26 protein-coding genes are annotated in these 25,601 nt (G+C 62.8%); 10 read left to right on the top strand and 16 right to left on the bottom strand.

All coding sequences use genetic code 11. From position 1 onward, the window contains the following. Positions 1-63: 63 nt before the first annotated feature. The 5 genes from DLM46_RS28025 to DLM46_RS28045 all read left to right on the top strand — a co-directional run bounded on the left by DLM46_RS28025 (position 64) and on the right by DLM46_RS28045 (position 6,053). On the top strand, positions 64-1,077 hold the full coding sequence (locus tag DLM46_RS28025) for an ABC transporter substrate-binding protein (RefSeq protein ID WP_115105750.1): 1,014 nt from the start codon (positions 64-66) through the stop codon (positions 1,075-1,077). Positions 1,078-1,288: 211 nt separating this feature from the next. Further along, a complete protein-coding gene (locus DLM46_RS28030; protein ID WP_115105752.1) occupies positions 1,289-1,963 on the top strand; it encodes a response regulator in 675 nt (224 codons plus the stop codon). Between the two features lie 193 nt (positions 1,964-2,156). Next, positions 2,157-3,284: a porin gene (locus tag DLM46_RS28035; protein ID WP_115105755.1), complete on the top strand. Its 1,128-nt coding sequence runs from the start codon at positions 2,157-2,159 to the stop codon at positions 3,282-3,284. Positions 3,285-3,958: 674 nt separating this feature from the next. Next, the gene (locus tag DLM46_RS28040; RefSeq protein WP_115105757.1) at positions 3,959-4,453 is read left to right on the top strand and encodes a hypothetical protein; all 495 of its coding nucleotides are present in this window, start codon (positions 3,959-3,961) and stop codon (positions 4,451-4,453) included. 184 nt (positions 4,454-4,637) lie between these two features. Next, a complete protein-coding gene (locus tag DLM46_RS28045) occupies positions 4,638-6,053 on the top strand; it encodes an aminotransferase-like domain-containing protein (protein WP_115105760.1) in 1,416 nt (471 codons plus the stop codon). A 61-nt stretch (positions 6,054-6,114) separates the two neighbouring features. Here DLM46_RS28045 and DLM46_RS28050 read toward each other — a convergent pair whose 3' ends face one another. Then, positions 6,115-6,303, bottom strand: a complete 189-nt coding sequence (locus DLM46_RS28050; protein WP_115105763.1) for a DUF2970 domain-containing protein — start codon at positions 6,301-6,303, stop codon at positions 6,115-6,117. Positions 6,304-6,583: 280 nt separating this feature from the next. Between DLM46_RS28050 and DLM46_RS28055 the strand changes: the two genes are divergently transcribed. Further along, positions 6,584-8,371, top strand: a complete 1,788-nt coding sequence (locus tag DLM46_RS28055; protein ID WP_115105766.1) for a nitrite/sulfite reductase — start codon at positions 6,584-6,586, stop codon at positions 8,369-8,371. Next, positions 8,368-8,793 carry a DUF934 domain-containing protein gene (locus tag DLM46_RS28060; RefSeq protein WP_208866341.1) on the top strand — a complete coding sequence of 142 codons (426 nt, stop codon included), beginning with the start codon at positions 8,368-8,370 and terminating at the stop codon, positions 8,791-8,793. The genes DLM46_RS28055 and DLM46_RS28060 overlap by 4 nt, the downstream gene beginning before the upstream one ends. Before the next feature lie 126 nt (positions 8,794-8,919). On the opposite strand, the gene DLM46_RS28065 is transcribed toward DLM46_RS28060, so the two are convergent. From DLM46_RS28065 to DLM46_RS28130, 14 genes are all read right to left on the bottom strand, one after another. Continuing rightward, positions 8,920-10,041: a porin gene (locus DLM46_RS28065; protein ID WP_115105768.1), complete on the bottom strand. Its 1,122-nt coding sequence runs from the start codon at positions 10,039-10,041 to the stop codon at positions 8,920-8,922. A 2-nt stretch (positions 10,042-10,043) separates the two neighbouring features. After that, positions 10,044-10,406, bottom strand: coding sequence for a Rieske (2Fe-2S) protein (locus DLM46_RS28070; protein WP_115105770.1), 363 nt, complete (start codon positions 10,404-10,406; stop codon positions 10,044-10,046). 12 nt (positions 10,407-10,418) lie between these two features. Further along, on the bottom strand, positions 10,419-11,285 hold the full coding sequence (locus DLM46_RS28075; RefSeq protein ID WP_425274020.1) for an intradiol ring-cleavage dioxygenase: 867 nt from the start codon (positions 11,283-11,285) through the stop codon (positions 10,419-10,421). A 5-nt stretch (positions 11,286-11,290) separates the two neighbouring features. Then, positions 11,291-12,382: a branched-chain amino acid ABC transporter permease gene (locus tag DLM46_RS28080; protein ID WP_244306397.1), complete on the bottom strand. Its 1,092-nt coding sequence runs from the start codon at positions 12,380-12,382 to the stop codon at positions 11,291-11,293. Between the two features lie 9 nt (positions 12,383-12,391). Then, positions 12,392-13,258 (bottom strand): branched-chain amino acid ABC transporter permease, encoded by an 867-nt coding sequence (locus DLM46_RS28085; RefSeq protein ID WP_115105775.1) that lies wholly within the window; start codon positions 13,256-13,258, stop codon positions 12,392-12,394. Then, a complete protein-coding gene (locus DLM46_RS28090) occupies positions 13,255-13,965 on the bottom strand; it encodes an ABC transporter ATP-binding protein (protein ID WP_115105777.1) in 711 nt (236 codons plus the stop codon). Before DLM46_RS28090 ends, DLM46_RS28085 begins: the two co-directional genes overlap by 4 nt. Positions 13,966-13,967: 2 nt before the next feature. Continuing rightward, on the bottom strand, positions 13,968-14,690 hold the full coding sequence (locus DLM46_RS28095) for an ABC transporter ATP-binding protein (protein ID WP_115105779.1): 723 nt from the start codon (positions 14,688-14,690) through the stop codon (positions 13,968-13,970). A gap of 20 nt (positions 14,691-14,710) precedes the next feature. Then, positions 14,711-16,012, bottom strand: a complete 1,302-nt coding sequence (locus DLM46_RS28100) for an ABC transporter substrate-binding protein (protein ID WP_115105782.1) — start codon at positions 16,010-16,012, stop codon at positions 14,711-14,713. 41 nt (positions 16,013-16,053) lie between these two features. After that, positions 16,054-17,112, bottom strand: a complete 1,059-nt coding sequence (locus DLM46_RS28105; protein ID WP_115105784.1) for a maleylacetate reductase — start codon at positions 17,110-17,112, stop codon at positions 16,054-16,056. A gap of 6 nt (positions 17,113-17,118) precedes the next feature. Then, entirely contained in the window at positions 17,119-18,582 is a 1,464-nt protein-coding gene (locus DLM46_RS28110) for an aldehyde dehydrogenase family protein (RefSeq protein ID WP_115105787.1), read from the bottom strand. A 95-nt stretch (positions 18,583-18,677) separates the two neighbouring features. Beyond that, entirely contained in the window at positions 18,678-19,673 is a 996-nt protein-coding gene (locus DLM46_RS28115) for a hydroxyquinol 1,2-dioxygenase (RefSeq protein WP_115105790.1), read from the bottom strand. 37 nt (positions 19,674-19,710) lie between these two features. Beyond that, positions 19,711-20,202 (bottom strand): cupin domain-containing protein, encoded by a 492-nt coding sequence (locus DLM46_RS28120; protein WP_115105793.1) that lies wholly within the window; start codon positions 20,200-20,202, stop codon positions 19,711-19,713. 170 nt (positions 20,203-20,372) lie between these two features. Beyond that, positions 20,373-21,338, bottom strand: coding sequence for a LysR family transcriptional regulator (locus DLM46_RS28125; protein ID WP_115105795.1), 966 nt, complete (start codon positions 21,336-21,338; stop codon positions 20,373-20,375). Between the two features lie 105 nt (positions 21,339-21,443). Beyond that, the gene (locus tag DLM46_RS28130) at positions 21,444-22,058 is read right to left on the bottom strand and encodes a TetR/AcrR family transcriptional regulator (protein ID WP_115105798.1); all 615 of its coding nucleotides are present in this window, start codon (positions 22,056-22,058) and stop codon (positions 21,444-21,446) included. Between the two features lie 83 nt (positions 22,059-22,141). Here DLM46_RS28130 and DLM46_RS28135 point away from each other — a divergent pair, with 83 nt between their 5' ends. The 3 genes from DLM46_RS28135 to DLM46_RS28150 all read left to right on the top strand — a co-directional run bounded on the left by DLM46_RS28135 (position 22,142) and on the right by DLM46_RS28150 (position 24,529). Further along, on the top strand, positions 22,142-23,239 hold the full coding sequence (locus DLM46_RS28135; protein WP_115105801.1) for an MBL fold metallo-hydrolase: 1,098 nt from the start codon (positions 22,142-22,144) through the stop codon (positions 23,237-23,239). Between the two features lie 727 nt (positions 23,240-23,966). Next, on the top strand, positions 23,967-24,215 hold the full coding sequence (locus tag DLM46_RS28145; RefSeq protein WP_115105804.1) for an AbrB/MazE/SpoVT family DNA-binding domain-containing protein: 249 nt from the start codon (positions 23,967-23,969) through the stop codon (positions 24,213-24,215). Next, positions 24,209-24,529, top strand: coding sequence for a type II toxin-antitoxin system PemK/MazF family toxin (locus DLM46_RS28150; RefSeq protein ID WP_115105806.1), 321 nt, complete (start codon positions 24,209-24,211; stop codon positions 24,527-24,529). Before DLM46_RS28145 ends, DLM46_RS28150 begins: the two co-directional genes overlap by 7 nt. A gap of 111 nt (positions 24,530-24,640) precedes the next feature. Here DLM46_RS28150 and DLM46_RS28155 read toward each other — a convergent pair whose 3' ends face one another. Continuing rightward, the gene (locus DLM46_RS28155; protein WP_115105899.1) at positions 24,641-25,555 is read right to left on the bottom strand and encodes a PhzF family phenazine biosynthesis protein; all 915 of its coding nucleotides are present in this window, start codon (positions 25,553-25,555) and stop codon (positions 24,641-24,643) included. Between the last annotated feature and the right edge of the window lie 46 nt (positions 25,556-25,601).

Below are 25,601 nucleotides of genomic sequence, written 5' to 3' on the forward strand. Positions count from 1 at the left end.
CGCTCCGTCAAAGCAGACAGACGGGCGGCATTCCGCTGCCAGAAACAATAACGGAGACTATCGATGACCTCGAGCTTTCGCACGCTGCGCCATATCGCCATCGCTTCCAGCCTGCTTTTCGGCCTTGCCTCGCAGCAGGCGACCGCGGCGGACAGCGGCAAGATCACCATCATGGTGGGCGGCATCACGAAGCTGATCTACCTGCCGGCACGCCTGACCGAACAGCTCGGCTATTTCAAGGACGAAGGGCTCGACGTCGAACTGCTGTCGCAGCCGGCCGGCGTCGACGCTGAAAACGAACTGCTGGCTGGCGCGGTCCAGGCGGTGGTCGGCTTCTACGACCATACGATCGACCTGCAAACCAAGGGCAAGGACGTCAAGGCGATCGTGGTGTTCGGGCAGGTGCCGGGCGAGGTCGAGCTGGTATCGACCAAGGCCGCCGACACGATCAAATCGATGGCCGACGTCAAGGGTAAGACACTCGGCGTCACCGGCCTCGGCTCATCGACCAGCTTTCTCACGCAATACCTCGCCGGACAACACGGCATCCAGTCGACCGAATACACGATGCTGCCGGTGGGCGCCGACGCCAGCTTCATCGCGGCAATCAAGCAAGGCCGGATCGACGCGGGCATGACGACCGAGCCCACCGTGTCGGCCTTGCAGAAGTCCGGCGACGCCAAGGTGCTGGTCGACATGCGCTCGGTCGAGGGCACCAAGGCGGCGCTGGGCGGCACCTACCCGGCGTCGAGCCTGTATGTGCAGTCGGCATGGGCCGATTCGCACAAGGCTGAAGCCGCGAAGCTGGCGCACGCATTCGTTCGCACGATGCAGTTCATCCACACGCACAGCGCGGAAGAAATCGCCGCGAAGATGCCCGACGACTACCAGAAGGACAAGCCGCTCTACGTGAGCGCGCTGAAGGCGTCGCTGCCGATGTACACGGCGGACGGCAAGATGCCGGCCGACGGCCCGGCAACCGTGCTCAAGGTACTGTCGGCGTTCAATCCGTCGGTCAAGGGCAAGCGTGTCGAACTGGGGAAAACCTATACCAACGAGTTTGTCAGCGCGAAATAAACCGGCGCTTACCGATCGTTGTTGCGGGTCGCGTGCCGTCTGACCCCGATGCCATGCCGGTACCGCCCTGGTACCGGCAACTTCGTGGTCCCCGGCAATGCGTTCCAGTGTGTGCGTGAAGCCGGCCGCGTGTTCGCCCGTGATGTGGATGTCGAGTCCATGAGCCTCGCCGCCACGGATTGCCCGTGCGTCGCGCAAGTGAGGAAACGCGATGAAGCTGCTGCTCGTGGAAGACAACGCTGAACTCGCACACTGGATTGTCAACTTGCTGCGCAATCAGAACTTCACGATTGATTGCGTCCCCGACGGCGAACGCGCGGATGGGGTGCTCGCGGCTCAACGCTACGACGCAGTGCTACTCGACATCCGCCTGCCCCGCATGGACGGAAAAGAAGTGCTGGCGCGCTTACGCCGTCGCGGCGACAAGGTGCCCGTGTTGATGCTGACGGCGTATGGCTCGACGGACGACAAGCTCGATTGCTTCAGCGCGGGTGCTGACGACTATGTCGTCAAGCCATTCGATGCTCGTGAACTGGTCACGCGTATCGAGACGCTGATTCGCCGGCAAGCGGGCGGCATGCCGGACGTCCTCGTTTGCGGCGATCTGCAATACCTGGCCGGCACGCGCGCATTCCTTCTCGGCACCACGCCACTGTTGTTGCGACGCCGCGAGCACACCATTCTCGAGGCCCTGATGACAAGACAGGGCAAGACGGTCTCGAAGGCGGCCTTGATGGAGAGCATGTCCGGTCTCGGCGGCGAGCTGAGCGCGGACGCCATCGACCTCTATATCCACCGTCTGCGCAAGCACCTCGGCACGTCGAGCGCGCAGATCATGACGTTGCGTGGTCTTGGCTACATCCTGCGCAGCAAGGATGCGTTCTAGCAGAAACATGCGCAATGCCGTACATCAGTGATTTCACTTAGTTGTACAAGTGATACGGGAAAGGAGCGTGAAGGATTGAAGTCACTAGGATTGCACTCATCAGTTGACCATCACCGTCTTCCGGATCGCCGGGTGAAGGGCGCAGCAGGCAGCTAAAGAGAAAATTTCAACGTAGTAATCTGAGGAGACGATCTTGAAGAAAAAGTATCTGGCACTGGCCGCCACGGCAGGCGCTTTCGCGGCGACCGGCGCACATGCACAGTCGAGCGTCCAGCTCTACGGCCTGATGGACCTGAGCTTCCCCACCTACCGCACGCACGCGGATGCGAACGGTAATCATGTCATCGGCATGGGCAACGACGGCGAACCGTGGTTCAGCGGCAGCCGCTGGGGCCTGAAGGGCGCGGAAGACATCGGTGGCGGCACGAAGATCATTTTCCGGTTGGAGAGCGAATTCGTGGTCGCCAACGGCCAGATGGAAGATCCGGGCCAGATCTTCGACCGTGATGCATGGGTCGGTATCGAGAACGACACGTTCGGCAAGATCACGGCTGGCTTCCAGAACACGATCGCCCGCGACGCGGCAACCATTTATGGTGATGCATATGGCAGCGCCAAACTGACGACGGAAGAAGGCGGCTGGACCAATTCGAACAACTTCAAGCAGATGATTTTCTACGCGGCCGGTCCGACCGGTACGCGCTATACCAATGGCCTCGCTTGGAAGAAACTGTTCAGCAACGGCATTTTTGCCAGCGCGGGCTACGCGTTCGGCAACTCGACCAGTTTCGGCTCCAACTCCACGTATCAGGCGGCGCTCGGCTACAACGGCGGCCCATTCAACGTGTCGGGTTTCTACAGCCACGTGAATCGCGTTGGCATTACCAACCAGACGTGGTCGGTGGGCGGCAACTACACGTTCGGTATCCTGCGCGCCAATGCGGGTTACTTCCGTTACCTGGGCAATCAGGGCGCGCTGGGCCAGCGTCAGGACAACGCCTGGACGGTGTCGCTCAAACTGTCGCCGAAGGGTCCGCTCGACTATGAGCTCGGTTACCAGCAGATGCGCGTGCACAACGCCGCGTACAACGGCGACGGCAATATTCCGAACGCCAACATCGGCGCGTTCGATCCGACCTCGGCCCTCCACAACGGCTTCAAGGAAACCTTGTACGGTTCGATCTTCTATCACCTGTCCAAGCGCACCGAAGTGTATCTGGCCGGCGACTACATGAAGCTGCACGGCGGCTATACGGTTGGCAGCACCTTCGGCGCCACCAACCAGCTCGAGCTGACCACGGGCGTGCGCACGCGCTTCTAACCGGGGAGATATCCTCGCAGCGGTTCCAGTGAATGAAGTGCTCCAATTGGCGGCGGCGGATTTTATCCGTTCGCCGCCTTTTTTCATGCCCTGCGGATCGGGAGAGGCAATGACATTCGGGCGCATGGCAGCACGCGGCAGCACCCGCTACTATTTGAATTGATCAAAGTCCTCACGCACGACGTCAAGCAGTTGCGCCACAGGCAGGAGGTGGGCGATGAACGCTCGATCAACGATATGGCTCGTTTGTGCCGGCTTGCTTACGTGCAGCTTTCTGGCCAGTCTCGCCGGCTGCGATGCCTTGCGTGGCCCCCCGGCAGCGGAATGGCCGGGCCCTCATGCGCCGTACCCTTTCCCGAACGACGTTCCGCATCGAACCGAGTGAGTTGTGCGAACCCCGGCGCGTTCTGCCCCGCCAACCGTCAACCAGCAACGCCACACGTCACGTTCGGCGCGGTATAGGGCGACGGATAGTCCGACGTGGGGCCGCCAAGCAGACGGAGCCGCTGCGTCGCCAATACACCCGCTTCCGTTTGTTCGCGCCCGCTTCCTCGAGCTGACCCGCAACGAGCGTCAGCGCACACTTCGCGAAGGCACAAATCCGGCGGATATGAGAAATTGTCATTTCCGACACGAGTCGGCGAGCGACCGGACCTGGTTCTCGCCCATCCGGCATGAAAACGCACCTTCGCATCGCTCTAGTCGTGCTCACTGCGCTGCGCGCGACCCTCTGGCCGGTGGTGGCGCACGCCCATCCGCTCGATAGCGAGTTCGACTGCAGATCGAATCCTCACGCATTCATCATGTCTCTGGAGAACGGGCAATTCATCGATTCGAATCCGATGCGTGTCGAGAATAATTCGGTCAATGCGTTTCGGCCCGCTCACGGCACCGATCTGACGGTGTTCGGCTTTCGCGTCTATGCCGTCATCGGTTACCAGCGGGACGACACGATCTTCAGGAAAGGAAGCGGCGCTGCGATCGCAGCGCCGCTCTATGGCGCCGTGGTGTCGGGGCCGGTCGAGACAGTGGAAACACGCGTGCGCCAGGCCGGCAGCGACGCGACTGTGCACCAGGTCATTCCCATGTTACTCACGGCAATCGTCTGCGACGAGCATCGGATCGGGCCATCGACGCATGAGACGCATGAGACGCCTGAGCCACGTTAGGCACGTCGGCGTATAGCCCGCGCGGGGAACCGCCGCTCCAGCGTCGACGCCCAGCGGTTCGATTCGCGACAACTTGCCCATCGGCCTCATTCAAGGCAACATCGCCTGCTCGACGGCCCGGCTGTCCAAGACAGGCTGGCCGCAATCCTTCACGTGACGAAGGCAGTCGAACCACGGCCGTCAAATGAAACGCTTCGAATTGCTGGCCACCACCATGGCCAACGAAATCCGCTCGGGTAGCCGTCCCATCGGCTCCCGCATGCCCTCGCTGAGACAACTCACGACGCAGCACGGCGTCAGCCAGTCGACCGTGTTTCGAGCCTACTATCTCCTTGAAGAGTGGGGCCTGATCCGGGCACGCGAGCGCTCCGGATACTACGTGGCGCCAGGCGCGGCGCCTGAACAGCGGCAGAGCACACGCCTTCCGCCCACGCTGGAGTCGGCCAAGGTCGAAATCAGCGACCTTGTCTTTTCGGTGCTCGAGGCGGCGAAGCATCCCGACATTGTTCCCTTGGGCTCGGCGTTTCCGTCTCCGCAGCTTTTTCCACTTCAGCGCCTCGCCAAATCGCTCGCGCACGCAAGCCGACTGATCAGCCCATGGAGTACGGTGGCCGACCTTCCACCGGGAAACGAGCAGCTGCGTCGTCAGATTTCGTTGCGGTACATGGGGATGGGCATTGCCCAACCGATGGAAGAAATTGTCGTCACCAATGGCGCTCTGGAAGCGCTCAACCTGTGCTTGATGGCGGTGACGCGTCCGGGAGACGTCGTGGCCGTCGAGTCACCGGGGTTTTACGCGGCGTTGCAAGCCATCGAGCGCCTTGACCTGCGGGCCGTGGAGATTCCGGTCGACCCTGTTTCAGGCGTCGATTTGCAGGCGCTGGCGGACGCCCTCGACAAGCACCCCATTCGAGCATGCTGGTTCATGACCAGCTTTCAGAATCCGACCGGCGCGGCGATGCCGCAGGACAAGAAGAAAGCGCTGGTCGAACTTCTTGCCCAGCATGATGTGCCGCTCATCGAGGACGATGTGTACGGCGAGTTGCACCATGCAGCGGCCTCCCCTCTGCCGGCCATGGCCTTCGACAAGAAAGGCCTCGTGATGCACTGCAGTTCATTTTCAAAGACACTCGCACCCGGATACCGCATTGGGTGGGTAGCGGCGGGCCGTTTCACCGACAAGGTGCAGCGCCTGAAGTTGATGACCACTTTATCGGCCAGCATCCCGGCCCAGGCAGGCATAGCGGACTATCTTCAGCACGGCGGGTATGACAAGCATCTGCGCAAACTGCGCGGCTCGCTTCGCATCCAGCTGGCCGCAATGGATAGTGCGCTGCGCCGCTGGATGCCCGACGATGCGCGCTGGACACTGCCGTCCGGAGGCTATTTTCTGTGGGTTCGACTTCCGTCGCGTGTCGATGCGATGACGCTGCACCGCCTCGCGATAGAGAGCGGTATCAGCATCGCACCGGGGCCAGTCTTCTCCGCAACGCACGCGTTCCAGGACCACGTCCGATTGAATTTCGGTCATCCCTGGGGCGACAGGATGGAGAATGCCGTCAAAACGCTAGGTTCGCTGCTCGAGCGCGCCTGCGACTGAGCCACGCGTGACAGACCGCTTGTCTCTGCCGGCGCGCCTGCCTGCCGCATGCCCAGCACTCTCAATGTGCGACGTTGACCGCGAGTTTCGCGAGGGCAAACAGCGTCGCGCCAAACCCGCCGGCGAGCACGACTGCGACTACCGGCAACAGGGGCAGCTTGACGGCCGCCATGTCGCTCTGATGCGAAGCGCCCCGGCGGACGCCAAAGAAACTCCACAGCACGATTCGCGTCATTTTCAACAGGTTCATGGCATCACCTCCCAAGGTAGGACTGCTTCATCTCATGCCGTAGTTTGAGCCGGGCAGGCCGCGCAAAACAGCAGCAGTTGCGAACAATTCCGGCGCAGCAGTCTCCCCTGCTGCTGCCGCCGGCTGCGCAGCTGCGACCTCGCTCGCCATCTGCTAGCGCGTTTTAGTCGGTATCTGCTGCTGTTCGGCGAGCGCCGTTGCCTCTATCTTTGGCCACTGACCAAGCCTGGCTTCACGACGTCGAGTTCCATCGGAAGTGTGGCCGCAGACGCCCCGGACCATGTACCAGTACACCGAGTTTGACAAATCATTCGTGCGCAGCCGCGCTGCGCAGTTTCGCGACCAGCTCGAGCGCTGGCAATCCGGGAAACTCAGCGAAGACGACTTTCGCCCACTCCGTCTTCAGAACGGATGGTATGTGCAACGGCACGCGCCGATGCTGCGCGTGGCCGTCCCATACGGAGAACTGTCGAGCGCGCAGTTGCGCATGCTGGCCCGGATTGCGCGGGACTACGATGAGCCCGAGGCCGAAATATATCGGCTTGCCTGCGAAGCACAAAAGAAGCTCGGGACCCCCCACTTGCCGACGCACTACGCGCATTTCACCACGCGCACCAACGTCCAGTTCAACTGGATTCCCCTATCGAAGTCAGCGGACGTGATGGACCTGCTCGCCAGCGTCGACATGCATGGCATTCAGACCAGCGGCAATTGCATTCGCAACATTTCCTGCGACGAACGCGCAGGCGTTGCACCCGATGAAATTGCCGACCCGCGGCCATTTGCTGAAATCATGCGCCAGTGGACGACGCTGCATCCCGAGTTCGCGTTTCTTCCGCGCAAGTTCAAGATCGCGATCACCGGCGCGACCGAGGACCGGGCCGCGACGGATTGGCACGATGTCGGTCTGCGGCTCCAAAAAAATGACGCAGGCGAGCTGGGTTTTCGGGTGACAGCAGGCGGAGGGATGGGCCGCACGCCCATGCTTGGCGTCGTGCTGCGCGACTTTTTGCCGTGGCATCAAATCATGAACTACATCGAGGCGGTCGTGCGGGTCTACAACCGCTACGGCCGGCGCGACAACAAATACAAGGCTCGCATCAAGATTCTGGTCAAGGCCGAGGGTCAACGATATATCGACGAGGTAGACGAGGAGTTCCGCCAGATAGTCGAACGCGACGGTGGTCCGCACACCATCCCGCAAGCCGAATTGGACCGCGTCAGTGCCTCGTTCGTGCCACCCGGCCTGAACAGCCGGATACACCGGAGCGACGAGACCGTCAGTTCAGGCCTGCGTGCGCAAGCGCAGGCCCATCCGCGTTTCGGCCGTTGGCTGCAGCGCAACGTCGCGCACCACAAACATCCGGCGATGCGTATTGTCACGCTGTCGTTCAAACGCCTCTTTCAGGCACCCGGCGACGCGTCGGCCGATCAGCTCGATATCGTCGCCGACCTGGCCGGGCGCTTTTCCGCAGGTGAAGCGCGCATCACGCATACGCAGAACATCGTGCTGCCGTGGGTCCATGTCGACGACCTGTTCCCGCTGTGGAAAGCCGCTTGCGACGCAGACCTGGCAAGCGCGAACGTTCATCTGCTCACCGATATGATTGCGTGCCCCGGCGGCGATTTTTGCGCCCTCGCCAACGCACGTTCGATTCCCGTTGCGCAGGCCGTTACCGAACGATACCAGGACCTGGACGAACTCGACGACATCGGCGAAGTCGATCTGCACATCAGCGGCTGCATCAACTCGTGCGGTCACCATCACAGCGGTCACATCGGTATTCTCGGCGTCGACAAGGACGGTCAGGAATGGTACCAGGTGACCCTCGGCGGCTCGGACGGCAAGCAATCGAGCGGCGCCGCCCAGGCTGGAAAGGTCATCGGCCCGTCATTCTCCGCATCCGAGGTTCCTGACGTTATCGAGGCGATTCTCGCCACCTACCGCGATATTCGAAACACCGGCGGAACACGGGAGACGTTTATTCAAACGTTGAAGCGTGTCGGACTGGAACCGTTCAAAGTCGCAGCCAACGACGCTCGACGAAAGGCGGAGGCGTCCCGGTGACAAACACAAACGGTATTCGCCTGAGAATATTGACGACGGCAGAGCATCTCGCCGACGGCGTCACGAACCCTGTTCAGCTCGCCAACGACGCTGACCCGACGGCACTTGCCGGGCAGATCGAACAGCTGGCGCGCATCGACCTGCACTTCCCACACTTCACCGACGGACGCGCGTACAGTCAGGCCTATCTCCTGCGCCGCAGGCTCGGCTTCAAGGGCGATTTACGCGCGACGGGCGACGTCCTGATAGACCAGCTCGTGCAGATGGAAAGAACCGGGTTTTCGAGCGCAGTGCTGAAAGAAGGTGTCGATCCGGCCGACGCGAAACGGCAGTTCGAACGTTTCCCCGGGTTCTACCAGGCCGACGCAGCAGAGACTCCGACAGTATTTAAATCGTCTATCGCTGGACCCGGCCGGTCCTGAGCAGTTGACGGGAAGCAGACTGTCGTTTTCACATCTGCCCCCTCAGCCGCTGACGAAAGTGAGCAGGTCGGGCGCTTAACGCGCCGCCCATCTGCTCTCTGCTGCGCGGCCTTGTTCAACAAAACCTCAGAAACTCGTGCGCAAACCAATCCGCGCGAGCGTCTGCGACCGGTTGCTCGCCGCGCCGTCCGGTTGCAGCAAGCCATTGATCCACGCCCGCGTCACGGCCGCATCACCGCTCGCGCGCTGATAGATCGCTTCGACATACGCGGTTGTGCGCTTCGAAAAGCTGTACTGCAGCGCCGTCGTGATCTGTTGCGCCTTGTTGTTCAGGAGCACGTCGTTACCTTTCATGTACGCATAGTCGAGGCCGAGCGTCCACGGCCCGGAGATCGTCCACGACGCGCCGCCCTTGTACACATCGATCCTCGCGCCGCTCGCGGTATTTTTGGTGTTCGTGTACAGCAACATCCCCAGCACGCTACCGAAGTTGTAGTGCGCGCCAAAACCAAAATTGCGAATGCCGTCGTGACCGTTGCCGAGTTGCGGGTACTTCACTTCGACATACGCCGCACCGACTCCGAATGGACCGTTCGCATAGTTCGCGCCGAAGCTCATCGTCGAGTCGGAGGAGAACGAGCCGGGCACGCCGCCGAATCCATAGAGCGCGCCGAACGTGAAACCCGAGATATCCGGGCTGCGGTACTTGACCGAATTCGCCACGCGGGTCGCGCCCGCCATCCGGTCGAAATCGAACGATCCGGTCGGATTGTTCGGCACGCCGAGTGCGGTAAACGGCCCCTGACGAAAATCGTAGATACCGCCGAACAGGAACGCGCCGTCATAGAGCCCGAGCGTCAGCGTCTCGAACATGAAGTCGTACTGGTTGCCGAATGTGAGCGAGCCGAAGCGGTCGTTGGCAAGTCCGACCAGGGCCGTGCGGTTGAAAATCTGTCCCGCACCTGGAATCGTCGCGCCGTTGCCCAGATCGAATTGCGACGTCAGTTCGAAGATCGCCTTGTTGCCGCCGCCCAGGTCTTCGCTGCCTTTGAAGGTCAGCAGATCCGGTGACAGCACGCCGCTGTCGAACAGTGTCGCGGCGCCGCCATGCTGGTTGTTCACATACGTGACACCCGCATCGATCACGCCCTGCAGCGTCACGCTGCTTTGCGCGCTTGCGATGCCCGGCGCGATGATCGCAAACGTGCAGCCCGCTATCGCCAGCCGCTTTGGCTTCGTTCTCTTCATGCCTATCTCCTCCATTCGTTGTTGAATATTTGCCCTTGCTCGATGCGAATGGCGACCGGCGTGAGCGCCGCGCCCTCACACGGGCCATCGATGCACAAGCCGTCTTCGAAGCGGAACATCGCGCTGTGATGCGCGCACATCAGCAATTCGGCGTCGTAGGCCCAGAAGGTGTTCGGCTCGTAGTTCAGCGGAATCGAAAAGTGCGGACACATGTTGCGATAGGCCCAGACCTCGTCGCCGCGGCGCAACACGACGACGCCTGGCGCGCCGGATTGCTCAGCGGCAATTTCAAGCGCGCCGCCGTCAGGAATGTCGCCTAGCGCGCACAGGAAGCCCGCCCGAGATTCGGGACTCGCCACGTTCATCGCCTTGCCTCCTCATACACGCCGTTCAGACAGTACGAAGTCGCGCTGGACCTCGAAGAACGGGCTCGGCAAGTCCCACTCTTTGGCGGCTGCCGCGTTATCGTTCGGCACGTAGTCGATTACGAGCGACGGCTTCGCACCGAACACCGCATCGGATTCGACATACGGGTCGCCGGCGGAATACAGCGCAGTGGTCAGCGTTTCGTAGCCGGGCGCCTCGATCAGGAAGTGAACGTGAGCAGGCCGCATCGGATGACGGCCGGTCGCCATCAGCATTTTTCCGACCGGACCGTCGGTCGGAATCGGATAGCTGGTCGGCTTGATGGTCCTGAACGCGTATTCGCCGTTCGGCCCCGAGCGGAATTTGCCGCGCAGATTGCTTTCGGGCTGATCGGGGTCCTGGCCTTCGTACATGCCGTTGTTCGCCGTTTCCCATACCTCGATCAGCGCGCCGGCCACCGGCGCGCCGCGCTCGTCGACGAGGCGGCCGTGGATCAGCGCCGGTTCGCCTTCCGTGCGCGCGATGTTGGCGCCGAATGCTTCGTTCCTGGCGCCCTCGCGATAGAACGGGCCGAGCAGGCTGCTCTCGGTGGTGTCGCCCTCGTGCCCGTGGTTGATCGCATCGACCATGATCGACAGGCCGAGCGTGTCCGACAGCAGAATGAATTCCTGGCGGATGCCGCTGCACTTGTTGCCGGTGGCGGTGAGAAATTCGATGCCGCGGCGCCATTCGTCGCCGGTCAGTTCGACTTCGCGGGCAAACGCGTGCAGGTGTTCGACCAGCGCGGTCATGATCTGCTTCAGGCGCGGATCGGTGCAGCCGGCAAACGTCTTGAGCACATTCTGGGTAAGCGGATGGATGGTTTCGTCGTTCATCATCGACCTCATGCGCGATGTGCCGCCGACGGCGCGTCGAGCGAATCGGTCGCTCCGCCTGGCGAGGGTTGCTGAGACGGACCGGCGTCGGGAAATACGACGCGCCGGCCCACGGGGAACAATTGCAGGCCGTAGCGGCGCGACACGAAGCCCCACAGCCCTTGCGGAAAGAACATCGTCACGACGATCGCCAGCGCGCCGAGCCCGATCAGATACCAGGTGCCAAAGTCGGACAGAAACTGATTGAGCACGAAGAAAATCAGCGCGCCGACGATCGGTCCTTCCAGCGTGCCGAGACCGCCGATCATCACGATAAAGATGCCGAACGCGGTCCAGTTCACCGAGAACGCGGCATCGGGCGAAATGCGCAGGTTGCCGACGAAATACAGGCCGCCGGCCAGTGCCGTACCGCACGCGGACACCAGATAGACGATCAGCCGCGCGCGCTTCACGTCGACGCCCTGACTACTGGCCGCCACCGCGTTGTCGCGCATCGCGGTCAGTGCGAGGCCGGCTTTCGAGCGCAGGAACAGATACAGCAACCCGAGCGCCGCCGCGACGATGGCCAGCGCGAGCCAAAGCGTCAGCGATTCGCGCAGCGCGCGCGGCACGCCCTGCAGCGCGGTCAGGCTCGTGCCGGAGCCGCCGCCGAGCACCGACACGTTCGCCACCGTCAGCCGGAACACTTCCGCGATCACCCATGTGCCGATCGCGAAGTAGCCGCCTTCCAGCCGGAACGCCACCAGCGATACGGGAATCGCGACGATCGTCGCAATCAGCGCCGCGACCGGTACGGCGACGAACGGCGAGATGCCGCAACAGTTCGCGAGGATCAGCATGCCGTAGCCGCCGATTCCGAAGAACGCCTGCTGCCCGATCGACACCATCCCGCCATAACCCGCCAGCAGGTTCCACATCAACGCGAACACCAGATACGACGCGAGCTGCACGAAGTCGCGCAGCGCGTCGCGCCCGGCCCACCACGGCGCGCTCGCCACCGCCAGCGCGAGGATCACGAGCACGATCGCCGCCACCCGGCTCGCACGGGTCGCGCGCCGAACCTCGAAACCCGCTGCGGGCATGTTCAATTGCATGGTCATGTCGAACCTCTATGCAGTTTTGGGCAGCAAGCCCTGCGGCCGCGCCACCAGCACGCCGAGAAACACCACGTGGCCGAGCCAGATGCCCCAGCCGGGGTCGAAATAAAAGCCCACCTGCTGCGCGATGCCGAGCGCGATGCCGCCGATGCAGGTGCCCCAGAACGAGCCCATCCCGCCGATGATCACCGCTTCGAACGCGTACAGCAGCAACGCCGGGCCGTCGGTCGGCGAGACCGCGGTGCGCATCGAATACAGCGCGGCGGCAAGCGCGATCAGCACGAAGGCGATGCCCATCGCCAGCGCATAGGTGCGGCGATACGAGACGCCCATCAGCTGCACGATTTCGCGGTCGTCCGAGGTGGCGCGAAATGCGCGGCCGAGCGGCGTGCGGCCGAACAGCCACTGCATCGCGAAGGCGAGCGCAAGCGTCGCCGCCAGCGTGATGAGCGGCAGATAGCCCAGCGTGATGCCCCCCGCGAGCGTGATGCTCTTCGACTCGAAGCTGCCTGTTGCGACCGAACGCGGATCGGCGGAGAACACCTGTTGCAGCACGTTCTGGATCACGATCGACAAACCGAACGTGACGATCAGCGAAGGCAGCGGATCGCGGCTGCTGACCCGGTTGAGGATCGCGTACTGCACCGCATAGCCCGCGCCGAAAGCGATCACGAGCAGCAGCACGAGTGCCGCGGCAAGCGGCAGATGGGCGAAGCTCGTCAACGCGAACAGCACGAACACCAGCAGCACGATGAAATCGCCATGCGCGGTGTTGGTCAACCGCATCACGCCGAACACCAGCGACTGCCCCATCGCGAAGAGCCCGTACAGCGCGCCGAGCAGCACGCCTTGCACGACGATATTGATGAACGTAGTCATGCCACCGCTCCAAAGTACGCCTGCGTGATCGCCTCGTCCGACACCTCGGCCGATATGCCCGCCAGCGACACCCGTCCTTCCTGGAAGCAATAGAAACGCGACGACACACGGCGCGCCAGTTGCACGTCCTGCTCGACCACGATCGCGCTCATGCCGCCCGCGACGATCGCGGGCAACGCCGCGTAGATCTCGCGCACGATCACCGGCGCGAGGCCGAGCGAGAGTTCGTCGCACATCAGCAGATCGGGATTGCTCATCAGCGCGCGGCCGATCGCGACCATCTGCTGCTGGCCGCCCGACAACGCGGTGGCCGCGTGATGACGGCGCTCCTGCAACACGGGGAACAACGCGTAGACGCCCGCCAGGTTCCAGCGCCCCGGCCGTTTGCAGAACGCGCCGAGCAGCAGGTTTTCTTCGACGCTCAAGCTCGCGAACAGGCGCCGCCCTTCCGGCACCAGCGCAATGCCCTTGCCGACGATGCCCGCCGCAGGCGCGCCGCCAATCGGCTCGCCGCGATACAGGATCTGTGCGGCGGCACGCGGGCGCAGCAGACCCGCCACCGATTTCAGGAAGGTCGATTTGCCCGCGCCGTTCGAGCCGATCAGCGCGATCACCTCGCCCGGCGCGACCGTCACGTCGATGCCGAACAGCGCCTGGAAGTCGCCGTAAAACGCGCTCAGCGCGCGAGTCTCCAGTAATGCCGACATGGTCATGCCTCCAGTCCGAGATACACGCGCCGCACTTCGGGGTCGTCCATCACGGCCGCGGGCAGGCCTTCGGCCAGCCGTTTGCCGAAGTTGATGACGAGCAGCCGGTCGGCCACCGCGAGCAGCGCATGCACGACGTGCTCGATCCACACGATCGTCACGCCGCGCTCCTTGACGCGGCGAATCTCGTCGACGAGTTCGTGAGTTTCGGGCTCGGTCAGGCCGCCGGCGATCTCGTCGAGCAGCAGCAGCTGCGGCTGGGTTGCGAGCGCGCGGGCCAGTTCGAGGCGCTTGCGGTCCAGCAGCCCGAGCGTGCCGGCCAACTGGTTGGCACGGGCTTTGAGGCCGGTGCGTTCGAGCACGTCGATGCAAACGCCGTAGGCGGCGTGCTCGGCCAGTTCACCGCCGAAAGTCGCGCCGACCAGCAGATTCTCGAACACCGTCATGCCGCCGAACGGCCGCGGTACCTGATACGAGCGGCCGATTCCGGCGGCGCAACGCCGATGCGGCGGCAAGTGGTTCACATCCGCGCCGTCGAATTCGACGCTGCCCTGATCGGGCCGCACGTCGCCGCTGACGAGATTGAACAGCGTGGTCTTGCCGGCGCCGTTCGGGCCGAGGATGCCGTAGGTTTCGCCGCGTTCGACGGCGAAGCTGATGTCGTCGGTCACTTGCAGCGCGCCGTAGCGCTTCGATACGCCGGTTAGTCTGAGAACTGGGTTCATCGCCGCTCTCCGCTATCGAGTCACGCGATCAGCTTGAGCGGGCCGGACAGCGGCACGCTCGGCGCGAGCTGGTTGTTGACGATCGCGAGATCGAAGCGATGCTTCTGTCCCGCCCCTTGTGCACTGCGCCATTGCCCGCCCACCAGCGGCGTCTTCGCGACATTCTTCACCGGCCCACTGCCCCACGCGACATGCCCAACCAGCGTATCGAGCTTCGTCGACGCCAGCGCGTCGCGAATCGCTTCGTTCGAATCGACGTCTTTCGCGCGCTTTAACGAATCGACGGCGATTTCGAACAACGCATGAGCGAAGCCGAGCGGTTGAGTCCATTGCTTCGAGGTGACGCGTTCGTAGTCGTCGGCGAGCTGCCGCGCGCTTTGCCCCGTCAACGACGACTTGAACGGATGCGACGGCGACCACCACACCTCGGTGGAGAGGCCCTCGCCGAGATCGCCCAGCGCTTCGATCGAGGTCGGAAAAAGCAGCGCCTTGCCGATCGAAATGACTTTCGGTTTCAGGCCTTGCTGGCGCGCCTGCACCAGAAAATTCTTCGCGTCCGGCGGGATCACGACGCCCGTGACGATCTGCGCGTTCGCCTGCTTGAACGACGAAATCTGCGCGGAGAAGTCTTGCGTCATGCTCTGGAAGCGGCCCGGGTCCTTCAGCGTGAAGCCTTTTTGTGCGAGCACCGGCGGAAAGCCGAGCTTTGCGTCGCCCCATGCGTTGCCGTCGCCGTCGTTCGGGAACAGGCCGCCGACGCTGTGGTTGGTCTGCACCGATTGCCACATGCCGGTGTAGACGGCGATCACGTCCTCCAGTCCCCAGAAGAAATGATAGGTAAAGCGAAAGCCCTTCTTCGGATCGCCCTTTCTGCCGAAGAACCACGGCTGCCACGGCACCACCGTCGACACGCACGGCAGCTCGTTCAGCTCGCACGCGTCGCTGACCGGATTCGCGGTTTCGGGCGTGCCGGACACCAGCATGATGTCGACCTTGTCCTTCAGGATCAGATCGTTGGCGACCTCGCCGGCACGATTTGGATTCGACTGGCTGTCCTTGACGACGATCGACACCGGATACGTCTTGCCGCCGATCGCGATGCCGTTTTTCAGCACCGTCTGCATCTGCTGGATCGTGAAGCGGTCTGCTTCGCCGAACGGCGCGAGCGGGCCGGTTTGCGGCGACACGTAGCCGATTTTCAGCGTGCGCGGGCCGGCGGCGAATACCAGCGGCGAGAATGCCGAGGCCGTGGCGGCGAACACGCCGCCTGCCGCGAGTGTGACGAAGCGGCGGCGCCTCGCATCGAAGGAATGTGCGTCCATGGTTGTCTCCTGAAGTTTTTATATGAATGGGATCGAGCGCGCTAAGCCGGTCGTCGCCCGTCGAAAGCCGCTTCGAGTAACGCCCGCAGCGGCGCATGCTCGACCGGCCGCGGATTCCAGTACGGATTCTTCAACGCGAGACCGAGCGCGACGTCGAGATCGTTTGCGCTGAGACCGATGTCTTTCAGCGCGGTCGGTGCGCCGTGATCGCGAGCGAGGTCGAACACGGCTTGCGCGGCATCGTCGGCGTGCAAGGCGCGCGCAATACGCTGCATCGCGTCAGGCGCGGCCTCGCGGTTGTAGGCAAGCACATGCGGCAACACGATCGTGTGGGTTTCCGCGTGCGGCAGATTGAAGGTGCCGCCGAGCGTATGACACAGCTTGTGATGCAAGGCCATGCCGACGCTGCCGAGCACCGCGCCGCACAACCATGCGCCGTACAGGCAATCGCCACGCGCGGCGAGATCGCCCGGTTGCCCGATCACGCGGGGCAAACCCTCGCCGAGCGCACGGATGCCCTCTTCCGCCATCAGGCTGATGATCGGATTCGCGTCCTGCGCATAGAGCCCTTCCGCGGCGTGGGCGATCGCGTTGATACCGCTCGTGAGCGACAACCCCGGCGGCAGCGACGTCGTCAACGCGGGGTCGTAGATCACCGTCTTCGGCAACACACGCAGATCGCGGCCGGTCTTCTTGAGCCCGCCCTCGGTGAGACCGTAAATCGGCGTCATCTCGGAACCGGCGTAGGTGGTGGGTATCGCGATGATCGGCAGTGAGGTTTCGAGTGCGATCGCTTTGCCGAGACCCGTGGTCGAACCGCCGCCTATCGCGATCGCGCAATCGGCGCCGACCTGTGCCGCAAACTCGCGTGCCGCGCGAGCGGTTTCGACCGGCACGTGCATCACGGCTTCGGCGTAGACGCCCGCCGCTCGCGCGCCGAGACTGGCGGCCAGCGCTTCGGCCTGGCCACGCTGTTGCGGTGTGGACAGCACGATCGCCCGCGTCGCGCCGAGCAAACCGATCTCGCGATCGAGCTGGTCGATACTGCCCGCACCGAAGATCACGCGCGCCGGCAAGCCGTTGTAGATGAAAGGTTTCATGGCGGTTCAGCGCGGGTAGTAAGGCGGAATCTGCGCATCCACGTTGACCCACACCGACTTGGGCTGCGTGTATTCGCGCATCGCTTCGAAACCCATCTCGCGGCCATAGCCGCTTGCGCCGACGCCGCCGAACGGCGAAGCGGGGCTCACGCGCTTGTAGCAGTTGATCCACACCATGCCGGCGCGAATCTCGCGAGCGAGCAGATGCGCGCGTTGCAGATCGCGGGTCCAGAGGCCGGCGCCGAGACCATATTCGGTGCCGTTCGCGATGGCGAGCGCTTCCTCGTCGGTGCGGAAGGTCGTGACGGTCATGAATGGACCGAATACCTCTTCCTGCGACACCCGATGCTCCGGCTTCGCTGCAACGATGGTCGGCTCGACATAGCAGCCGTTCGCGAGCGCAGCGTCGTCCGGCGCCTTGCCGCCCGCCAGCACGCGGCCACCCTGCTCACGCGCCACATCGACGAACGACAGCACGCGGTCGCGGTGCTGACGCGAGGTGAGCGGGCCCATTTCGGTCAGTGGATCGAGCGGATTGCCGATCCGGATCGTACGGCTCAACGCGGTGAACTTCTCGAGCACTTCATCGGCGATCGATTCATGCACGATCATCCGCGAGCCGGCGATGCACGCCTGCCCCTGGTTGTGGAAGATCGCGAACGCCGAGCCTTGCACGACGGCGTCGATATTGGCGTCGCCGAACACGATGTTCGCGCCCTTGCCGCCGAGCTCGAGCTGCACCTTCTTCAGATTGCCGCTCGACGCCTGCACGATCTTGCGGCCCACCGCGGTCGAGCCGGTGAAGGCGATCTTGCTGATTTCAGGATGCTCGGCGATGTACTGGCCGGCTACATGACCGAGACCCGGCAGGATATTGACGACACCCTCGGGAAAGCCCACTTCAGCCATCAGTTCCGCGATGGCGAGGCTCGACAGCGGCGTGAGTTCGGCGGGCTTCATGATCACGCAGTTGCCCGCCGCGAGCGCCGGCGCCATCTTCCAGCTCGTGAACATCAGTGGAAAATTCCACGGCACAACCTGCCCGACGATACCCACCGGCTCGCGCGTCAGGTAGTTCAGAAAACCCTGCTCGACCGGAATCACCGAACCTTCGAACTTGTCGGCCATGCCGCCGAAATAGCGGAACGTGGCCGCGGTGCGCGGCACGTCGAGATTGCGCGTGTCGCGAACCGGATGCCCCGTGTCGAGCGATTCGAGGCGTGCGAGCGCGTCGGCGTTCGCTTCGATCGCGTCGGCGAGTTTGAGCAGCAGGCGCCCCCGCTCCATCGCGGCAAGCTTGCTCCACTTCGGAAACGCCGCTTTCGCAGCCTGCACAGCGCGGTCGACATCGGCGGGTCCGGCCATCGCAACTTCGGCGATCACCGAGTTGTCGTGCGGATTGAGGGAGGCGAGCGTTTCGCCGTTGGCGGCCGGCACGAAGCGGCCGCCGATGAAGAGTTGCGTTTGCATATCAGTCCCGCGCAAGTAAAACCTGGACGTGACATCCCCCGCGGCGCCGGCAGTCCGGCGCCGTTCGATCGACGATCGGGGGGAATGCCGGCGAGTTACATCTGGATCGGATACGGCGGCAGTTCGCCGCTTTCGTAGCGCTTGGGCAGATCGGGCGTGGCGTTTTCCCACACCAGCAGCATCGAACGCTTCTGCGAGTAGCCCTTATGGCGAATGTCGGCCGGCATCGCGGCGATATCGCCCGCGTTCATCGTGATGCGCGCACGCGGCTCGCCGCTGTCCTTATCCGCGACATCCCAGATGATCTGGTCGGACAGTTGCAGGAACCACTCGACGCGGTCGTTGCCATGAAACACCGGCAGCACGAATTCCTCGGTGGTCGGACAAAACAGGCTCTGCTGACACACGGAAGTGACCGACGGATTCCACGTTACGTCCGAGCGCGACAGATACTTGAAGAGGCTGAACGCATGAAGCGCGTTCTCGAAGCCGGGCTGCGCGTGAATCTCGGGTTCATCCTGGTCGACGTCGGCGAACTGGCGGTTGACCGGCAGATCGTCGCGCAACGGCGAGTCGCCTTCGAGGCCCGGCATGCGCCGGGTCGCGATCCGCGTGCGCTCGATCGCGGCGATGTTGTCGCCGTGTTTCGTGCCGAATGCGGAGCCGGTTTCTTCGGGTGCGGCGAACGGATCGAAGCCTTCGTTGACCCAGTCCTTCAGAATCGCCTTGAAGGTCGCCATGATGAGCGGGGTGTCGAACTGCTGCATGTGGTCGACACCCGCTTCCTTGAAGTTCGCGTTATACGCGCCGGCGTACATGTCGACCTTGCCGTAGTGATTGCGCGTGCCGATCACTTCGTCGAAGTTGACCCAGCCGTAGAAGAAGCCCCAGGCCACATCGCGCATCATCGCGCGCAGGAAGTCGTCGGCGTGCATCTGGTGCGAGCGGATCTGGCCTTTGGCGGGCCATTTGACGGTGGCGAAATAGGCGTCGCGGCTGAATTCGAAATCGCCGAGGCGGAACACGCGATAGCCGGTGACCGGATCGGCCTCGCTCGCGGTAACGTTTTGCAGGGTACTGGCTTTGTCCATGACGGGCTCCAGAAGAGGATCGATCGTGTAGCGGGAATCAGTGGATGCAGATGTCGGCCCACTTCTCGACCGAATAGCGTCCGAGGATCGTCTGCACGAGCAGCACGCCCTTCTTCACCGCTTCGAAGCGGTAGGCGGCGCCCGCGGGCAGCAGCGCCTGGTGGCCGCGGCGCAGCCGCACGTAGCCCATCGACTGTCCCGCCGGCTGGCCTTCGAGCCGCACGCTGCCTTCGGTCTGCGCATCGACCAGCGGACCGTCCGACGGCTTGATGAAGTAGACGTCGATCTCGCCGTCGAGCACGACCGCGAACTCGTCATGCGACGCAGCGAACCACGGCGACGAACCTTCCGCGCGCAGCGTCTCGATCACATACTTGAGATTCTTGCCGACGACGACTTTCTCATAAGGCTCGGCGCGGCTCGCCACGTCGAACACATTCGACATGGCGTAATGCTCCGGTTTGCCCTTGATGATTTCGATGGAGCCCTTCCGATAGTTGTCCAGGCTGCCGAACCAGGTCTGTTGCATGTCTGCCTCCAGTTGATCTACGAATGTGCGTTGCTTGCATCGAAGATTAAGTGGCGCCAGGCGCAACAGCAATGTTCCGAGGGTCGGGAAACGCGAACCCTGAGTGCAGCAAAATCCCGCCAGGGAAACTACCTGGCGGCGAACCCGGGCGGACGGGGGTCCGGCTGAGCTCAGTCTTCGGCCAGTTCCTCGCCGACGCTTTTGGTCTCGTCGTCCGGCGGCGCAATGCCGAGCGCCTTGTCCCATTGCGGCTCGCGCAGATAGCGGGTGCGCAGGAAGTCGACGAAAGCCTTGACCTTGGTGGTCGAGCGATGCGAGGCGGGATACACCGCCGACAGCCACAGCGGCGGCGCCGCGTACTCCGGCAGCACGCGTTCGAGGCGATGCTCCAGCAGATCGGCGGCGGCGACCATGGTCGGCAAATAAACCACGCCCGCGCCGGCTCGCGCGAACTCCAGCAGCAGATGCACGCTATTGGTTTTCAGCACCGGGTTCAGCGCGATTTCGAAGCACTCGTTGCCGCGCATCAGCGGCCACTTGTCGCCCCACGGGTAGTACGAATAGCGGGCGAAGTCGTGCCGCAGCAAATCCAGCGGCGTTTCGATCAGCGGCTCTTCCTTCAGGTAGCCGGGCGCTGCACATAGCACGCCGCGCACTGGAAACAGACGCCGCTCGACCAGCAGGTTCGACGCCGGCGGATAGATCTGCAGCGCCAGATCGAAGCCTTCCTGAACCGGATCGATGACCCGGTCGCTGACAGTTACGACGAATTCCACGCGTGGGTACGCGGCGCGGAATTCGATCAGCGTCTGCGAAAAATGCCCGAGCGCGAAGCCCGGCAGCACGTGCACATTGAGTGTACCGGCCAGCGCTTGCGGATCGCCGCGCGAACGTCCGGACAGATCGTGAACCTTGTTGACCAGTTCGGCGCATTCGCGGTAGTAAGTCTCGCCGAGTTCCGACAGGCGCACGGCCCGCGTCGAACGATGAAACAGCGGCACGCCGAAATGGTCTTCGAGCTGTTTGACGCGCGAGGTCACCACCGATTTGGCGACGCCCAACTGGCGCGCGGCACCGGCGAAGCTCTGCGCTTCAGCGGCCCTCACGAACGCTTCCATCGACATGAAGAGGTCCATTACGTCTCCTGTGGCCGCTGTGCCCGCGGCCTGATATGCGGCTGAAGTGTAATCCCGTTTGCGGGGCGCTGTTGCGCCGGATTGCCGCGTCCGCTCACACACTACTCACGCATAGCGTGCGAGAAACATATCGGCAGCGGATTCCGCGACCTGCTTTTGTTCGGCTTTGCTGAGGGGACGCTGCCCCATCGTCACCTGCGGCCAGAAAGCGAACGCTTTCACGAGGCCTTGCAACTGCTGCGAGGCGAACATCGGGTCCGATGTCTTGAGGCGGCCAGCAGCAGCGGCCGCACGTATCCACACAGTCAAATCTTCTTCGCGCTCGCCCATGCGGGCCACCATGTCGCGCGCGCGCTCAGGCGAATGAATGCCTGCCGCGATCGCAACGCGCGCGAGCGACAGGAATGCCTCGTCGTTCAAAAGGCTCAGCTTTTTCAATAGCAACTGGAGCAACTGCGCGCGCAACGGCTGAGAGTCGGAGTAAGCGGGTGCCTCGCCGGTGTCGCTCGAGTCCCACAACTGCCGCAGGATCGCCGCGAATAGCGCTTCCTTGCTCGGGAAATGGTTATAGACGGTACGCTTCGAAACGCCCGCGCGGGCGGCGATGCGGTCCATGCTGGTCGCGTCGAAGCCGGCGGCGAGAAACTCCTCGATGGCCGCTCCAATTACGGCGGCGCGCTTGCGATCGGTCAGGCGTAGCGGACTGGCACGGGTATTCATCACTAAATTTTACACCAGGCGGTTTACTTTTCTCGATAACAAACTACACTCCACAGTCTACTTTCCGTTTCGGGACGGCTTACATGACATCGTTCACCGCTTCTATCCACCGCGCTTTGGGCTTGACAGCAGCGCGACGCGGGCGCGAATTGTTCGACTCCTCAGTTCAGCATGACGGCGAGCGCTTTCGCAACGTCAAGCCGCGTCCCGCCGAAGGAATCGGCAAGACCTTGAGCATCGCGTGGAATGTGTTGTTCAGGAAGCCGGACGGCACTGCGCCGGCCAGCACCCTGCCCGTCGATGCGCTGACGCGCGAACAGCTTGAAGCGGCGCCTGATCGCAGCCTGTATCGCCTCGGGCATTCGACCATGCTGCTCAAACTGCGCGGACAGTTCTGGCTGACCGACCCGGTCTTCGCCGAACGTGCATCGCCGTTCCGGCGCTTCGGTCCAAAGCGTTTTCATGCACCGCCCATTGCGCTCGCCGACTTGCCGCCGCTGCGCGGCGTGATTCTGTCGCACGACCACTACGACCACCTGGACCGCGAGACGGTGCTCGCGCTAGCCCGTACGACGAGCGTATTTCTGACGCCGCTGGGCGTTGGCGACCGGCTGATCGAGTGGGGTATCGATGCGTCGAAGGTCCGCCAGTTCGACTGGTGGCAAGGGGTCGAGATCGACGGTCTGGCGTTGACAGCGACGCCGGCCCAGCATTTCTCCGGCCGCAGTCTCTTCGACGGCAACAGCACCTTGTGGGCCTCGTGGGTGATCGTCGACGGCGATCTGCGCGTGTTCTTCAGCGGCGACACAGGCTACTTCGACGGTTTCAGGACCATCGGCGAGCGGCTCGGTCCATTCGACGTGACGCTGCTCGAAACGGGCGCCTACGACGCCCAATGGCCATACGTCCACATGCAGCCCGACGAAACCATACAGGCGCACCTCGATCTGCGCGGCCGCTGGCTGACACCGGTCCACAACGGCACATTCGATCTGGCAATGCATCGCTGGCAGGAACCGTTCGAGCGCGTGATGGGGCTCGCCGCCGCGCACGGCATTCCGCTCGCGACGCCGCGCATGGGAGAGCGGCTGGATCTGGCCGCGCCGCACCGAGGCGAGCGGTGGTGGCGCGAGGTCGCCGAGATTCTGCCCGCCGGGAAATTGTCGGGATTGACGCCGTAGACAAGGCCGGCATCGAACTGGCGCGCACGATTGCGGATGGGTAGATGAAATGGGTTCACGGAACCCATCCGCGCGCCGCCGATCGATTCTACGGCTTCGCAACATAAGTTGTACTTCGCATAACGATCTCGCTCACCCCTCGTTTCTTACCGCGACAAAGCCGTCACATGAACCGGCGTCGCGAACCGAAGAGCAAGCCGCGCCAGTCACCGCACAGCCTGTTACGGTATGCCGGCCGGAGTGGTCCGCAACGGTAGGAAGCAGCCATTGTCCTGGCGCTGTCGGGTCGATTTATCAGTGACGTAAGGCAGCGCGAACTCGACCGTCTGAAGGTCGCCAGAGCCGGCATAGGTCTCACACGCCACACGCGGCGGCATATACGGCACTAACCTCACGAACCTTGCTCTGAATGATGCTGACCGGCGAGAGTCGTCCATCACATCACGACCATTTGAACTCGGCCGGGAAGTTCGGCCGCTTATATACGCCGCCTGCGGCGCGCTCGTCCCACGTCTTGTCCACTTTGGTGTGCGCAATAATTTGGGGGACACCAAATTACCCAAAACCTCAATCAACCGGCCAGAACGGCCCTCACGAGTTGCTTACCAACGGACCGCCGCCGGGCTAATTGCGGAGACGTGACCTGGATGGTGGGAAGTAATAACATTGTGTTGACACTTCTGCTTTTTTAGGGATAACATTGTTATTACTTTTTTGGGAGGGGTCTATGAGAACGACGATTCGCAGAATGGGAAATTCGCAGGGCGTACTGATTCCGAAGCCCGTCCTTGCGCAATTGGGACTGGAGAACGAAGTGGAAATGGAAGTCGAAAACGACGCGATTGTGCTGCGACGCCCGAGGCATAAGAGCCGCGAAGGCTGGGCGGTAGCGAGCAAGGCTCTTGCCGAGAGTGGCGACGATGCGCTGGTGATGGGCGAATTCCCGAACGCCGACGACGCGGAGCTTGCATGGTAGTGCGCGGGGAGGTCTGGTTAGTCGCGCTCGATCCGACGCTCGGCAGCGAGATTCAAAAAACGCGACCTTGTGTTGTTGTTTCGCCCCCTGAAATGCACGACCACTTGCGGACAGCTATCGTCGCACCGATGACTTCGAAGGGCCGCTCGGCGCCCTTTCGGATTCCAGTGACGTTCAAGGGCAAACAGGGTTTGATCCTGCTAGATCAGATTCGCGCAGTAGATAAAGCGCGCTTGGTAAAGAAAGAAGGCTCTGTGGCCGATAAAACGTTGTTGGACACGCTGCGGACATTGCAGGAAGTCTTTGCGGAATAGGAAAAAAGAGGGATCAAATGAGAAAGACAATGCTCACCCGACGCGGCAGGCCGTAGCCGCCCCGCAAGAGACGCTCGACTTTCTCGATAGCGGACGCTGGCCAACGATTAACTAGTGGTCGCCCGGGAGCTGAAACGCCCCTTCCATCACGCTAACGCATTTGCCGCCGACACGCACCCTTGCATGACCACCATGCGTATCCACTTTCGCGAACAGGATGCTCGGGCGCCCCATGTCCACGCCTTGGGCGACGCACAACGACAGTTCCTCTAAACCCCGGATCTGAGCAATGAGTGCCGCCGTTGCCGCTGTCGCGCTGCCCGTGGCCGGGTCTTCCGTCATGCGCGATGTGAACATCCGCGCCTCCAGGTCACAGTGAGTTCCGGGGCTTGCGTGGTCGATATCGCGCGTATAGGCGTAGATGGACACGGCACCGTCAATCGGAAGCAAGCCTCTGAACGCCACGAGATTCGGCACACACCGCCGTAGAGCATCGCGTGAAGCAAGTTCAACGACGAGGAATGGAAGGCCAACAGAGGCGACCTGGGGCGGATGAGCATCGGTCCGGACGTCGTCAGGGGTGAGTGAGAGACACGCGGCCACCTCGCTTGCGGTGACATGTGACAGTCGCGCCAACGGTTCCGGCGCAATAAGCTCAGCGCCGACCACGGCCCCACCCTCCTTCAGCTGGTTGACAGGAACCAGGCCGGCTAACTCCTCGAAGACGAGCAGATCTGGCAACGGATCCCGACCGGACGCCGCTTTTGCGGCGAGCACAAATGCCGTGCCGATGTTCGGGTGTCCGGCGAAGGGTATCTCGCGGCTCGGCGTAAAAATTCTCACCCAGGCAGTATTGGCGGCATCGCGGGGAGGCAACACGAATGTCGTTTCACTGTAAGCGAACTCGCTTGCGATTGCCTGCATCTGACTGGTTGATAAGCCAGCGGCATCGAGTACGATCGCGACCGGATTGCCTTTGAATTTCTCGTCGGTGAATACATCAGCGGTAACGTAGCGGCGATTCATTGGGTTCCTCGGTTTATTAACGACATTGCTAACGATGTACCCCATT

This window comes from Paraburkholderia lacunae, assembly GCF_003353175.1.
Lineage (GTDB): Bacteria > Pseudomonadota > Gammaproteobacteria > Burkholderiales > Burkholderiaceae > Paraburkholderia > Paraburkholderia lacunae.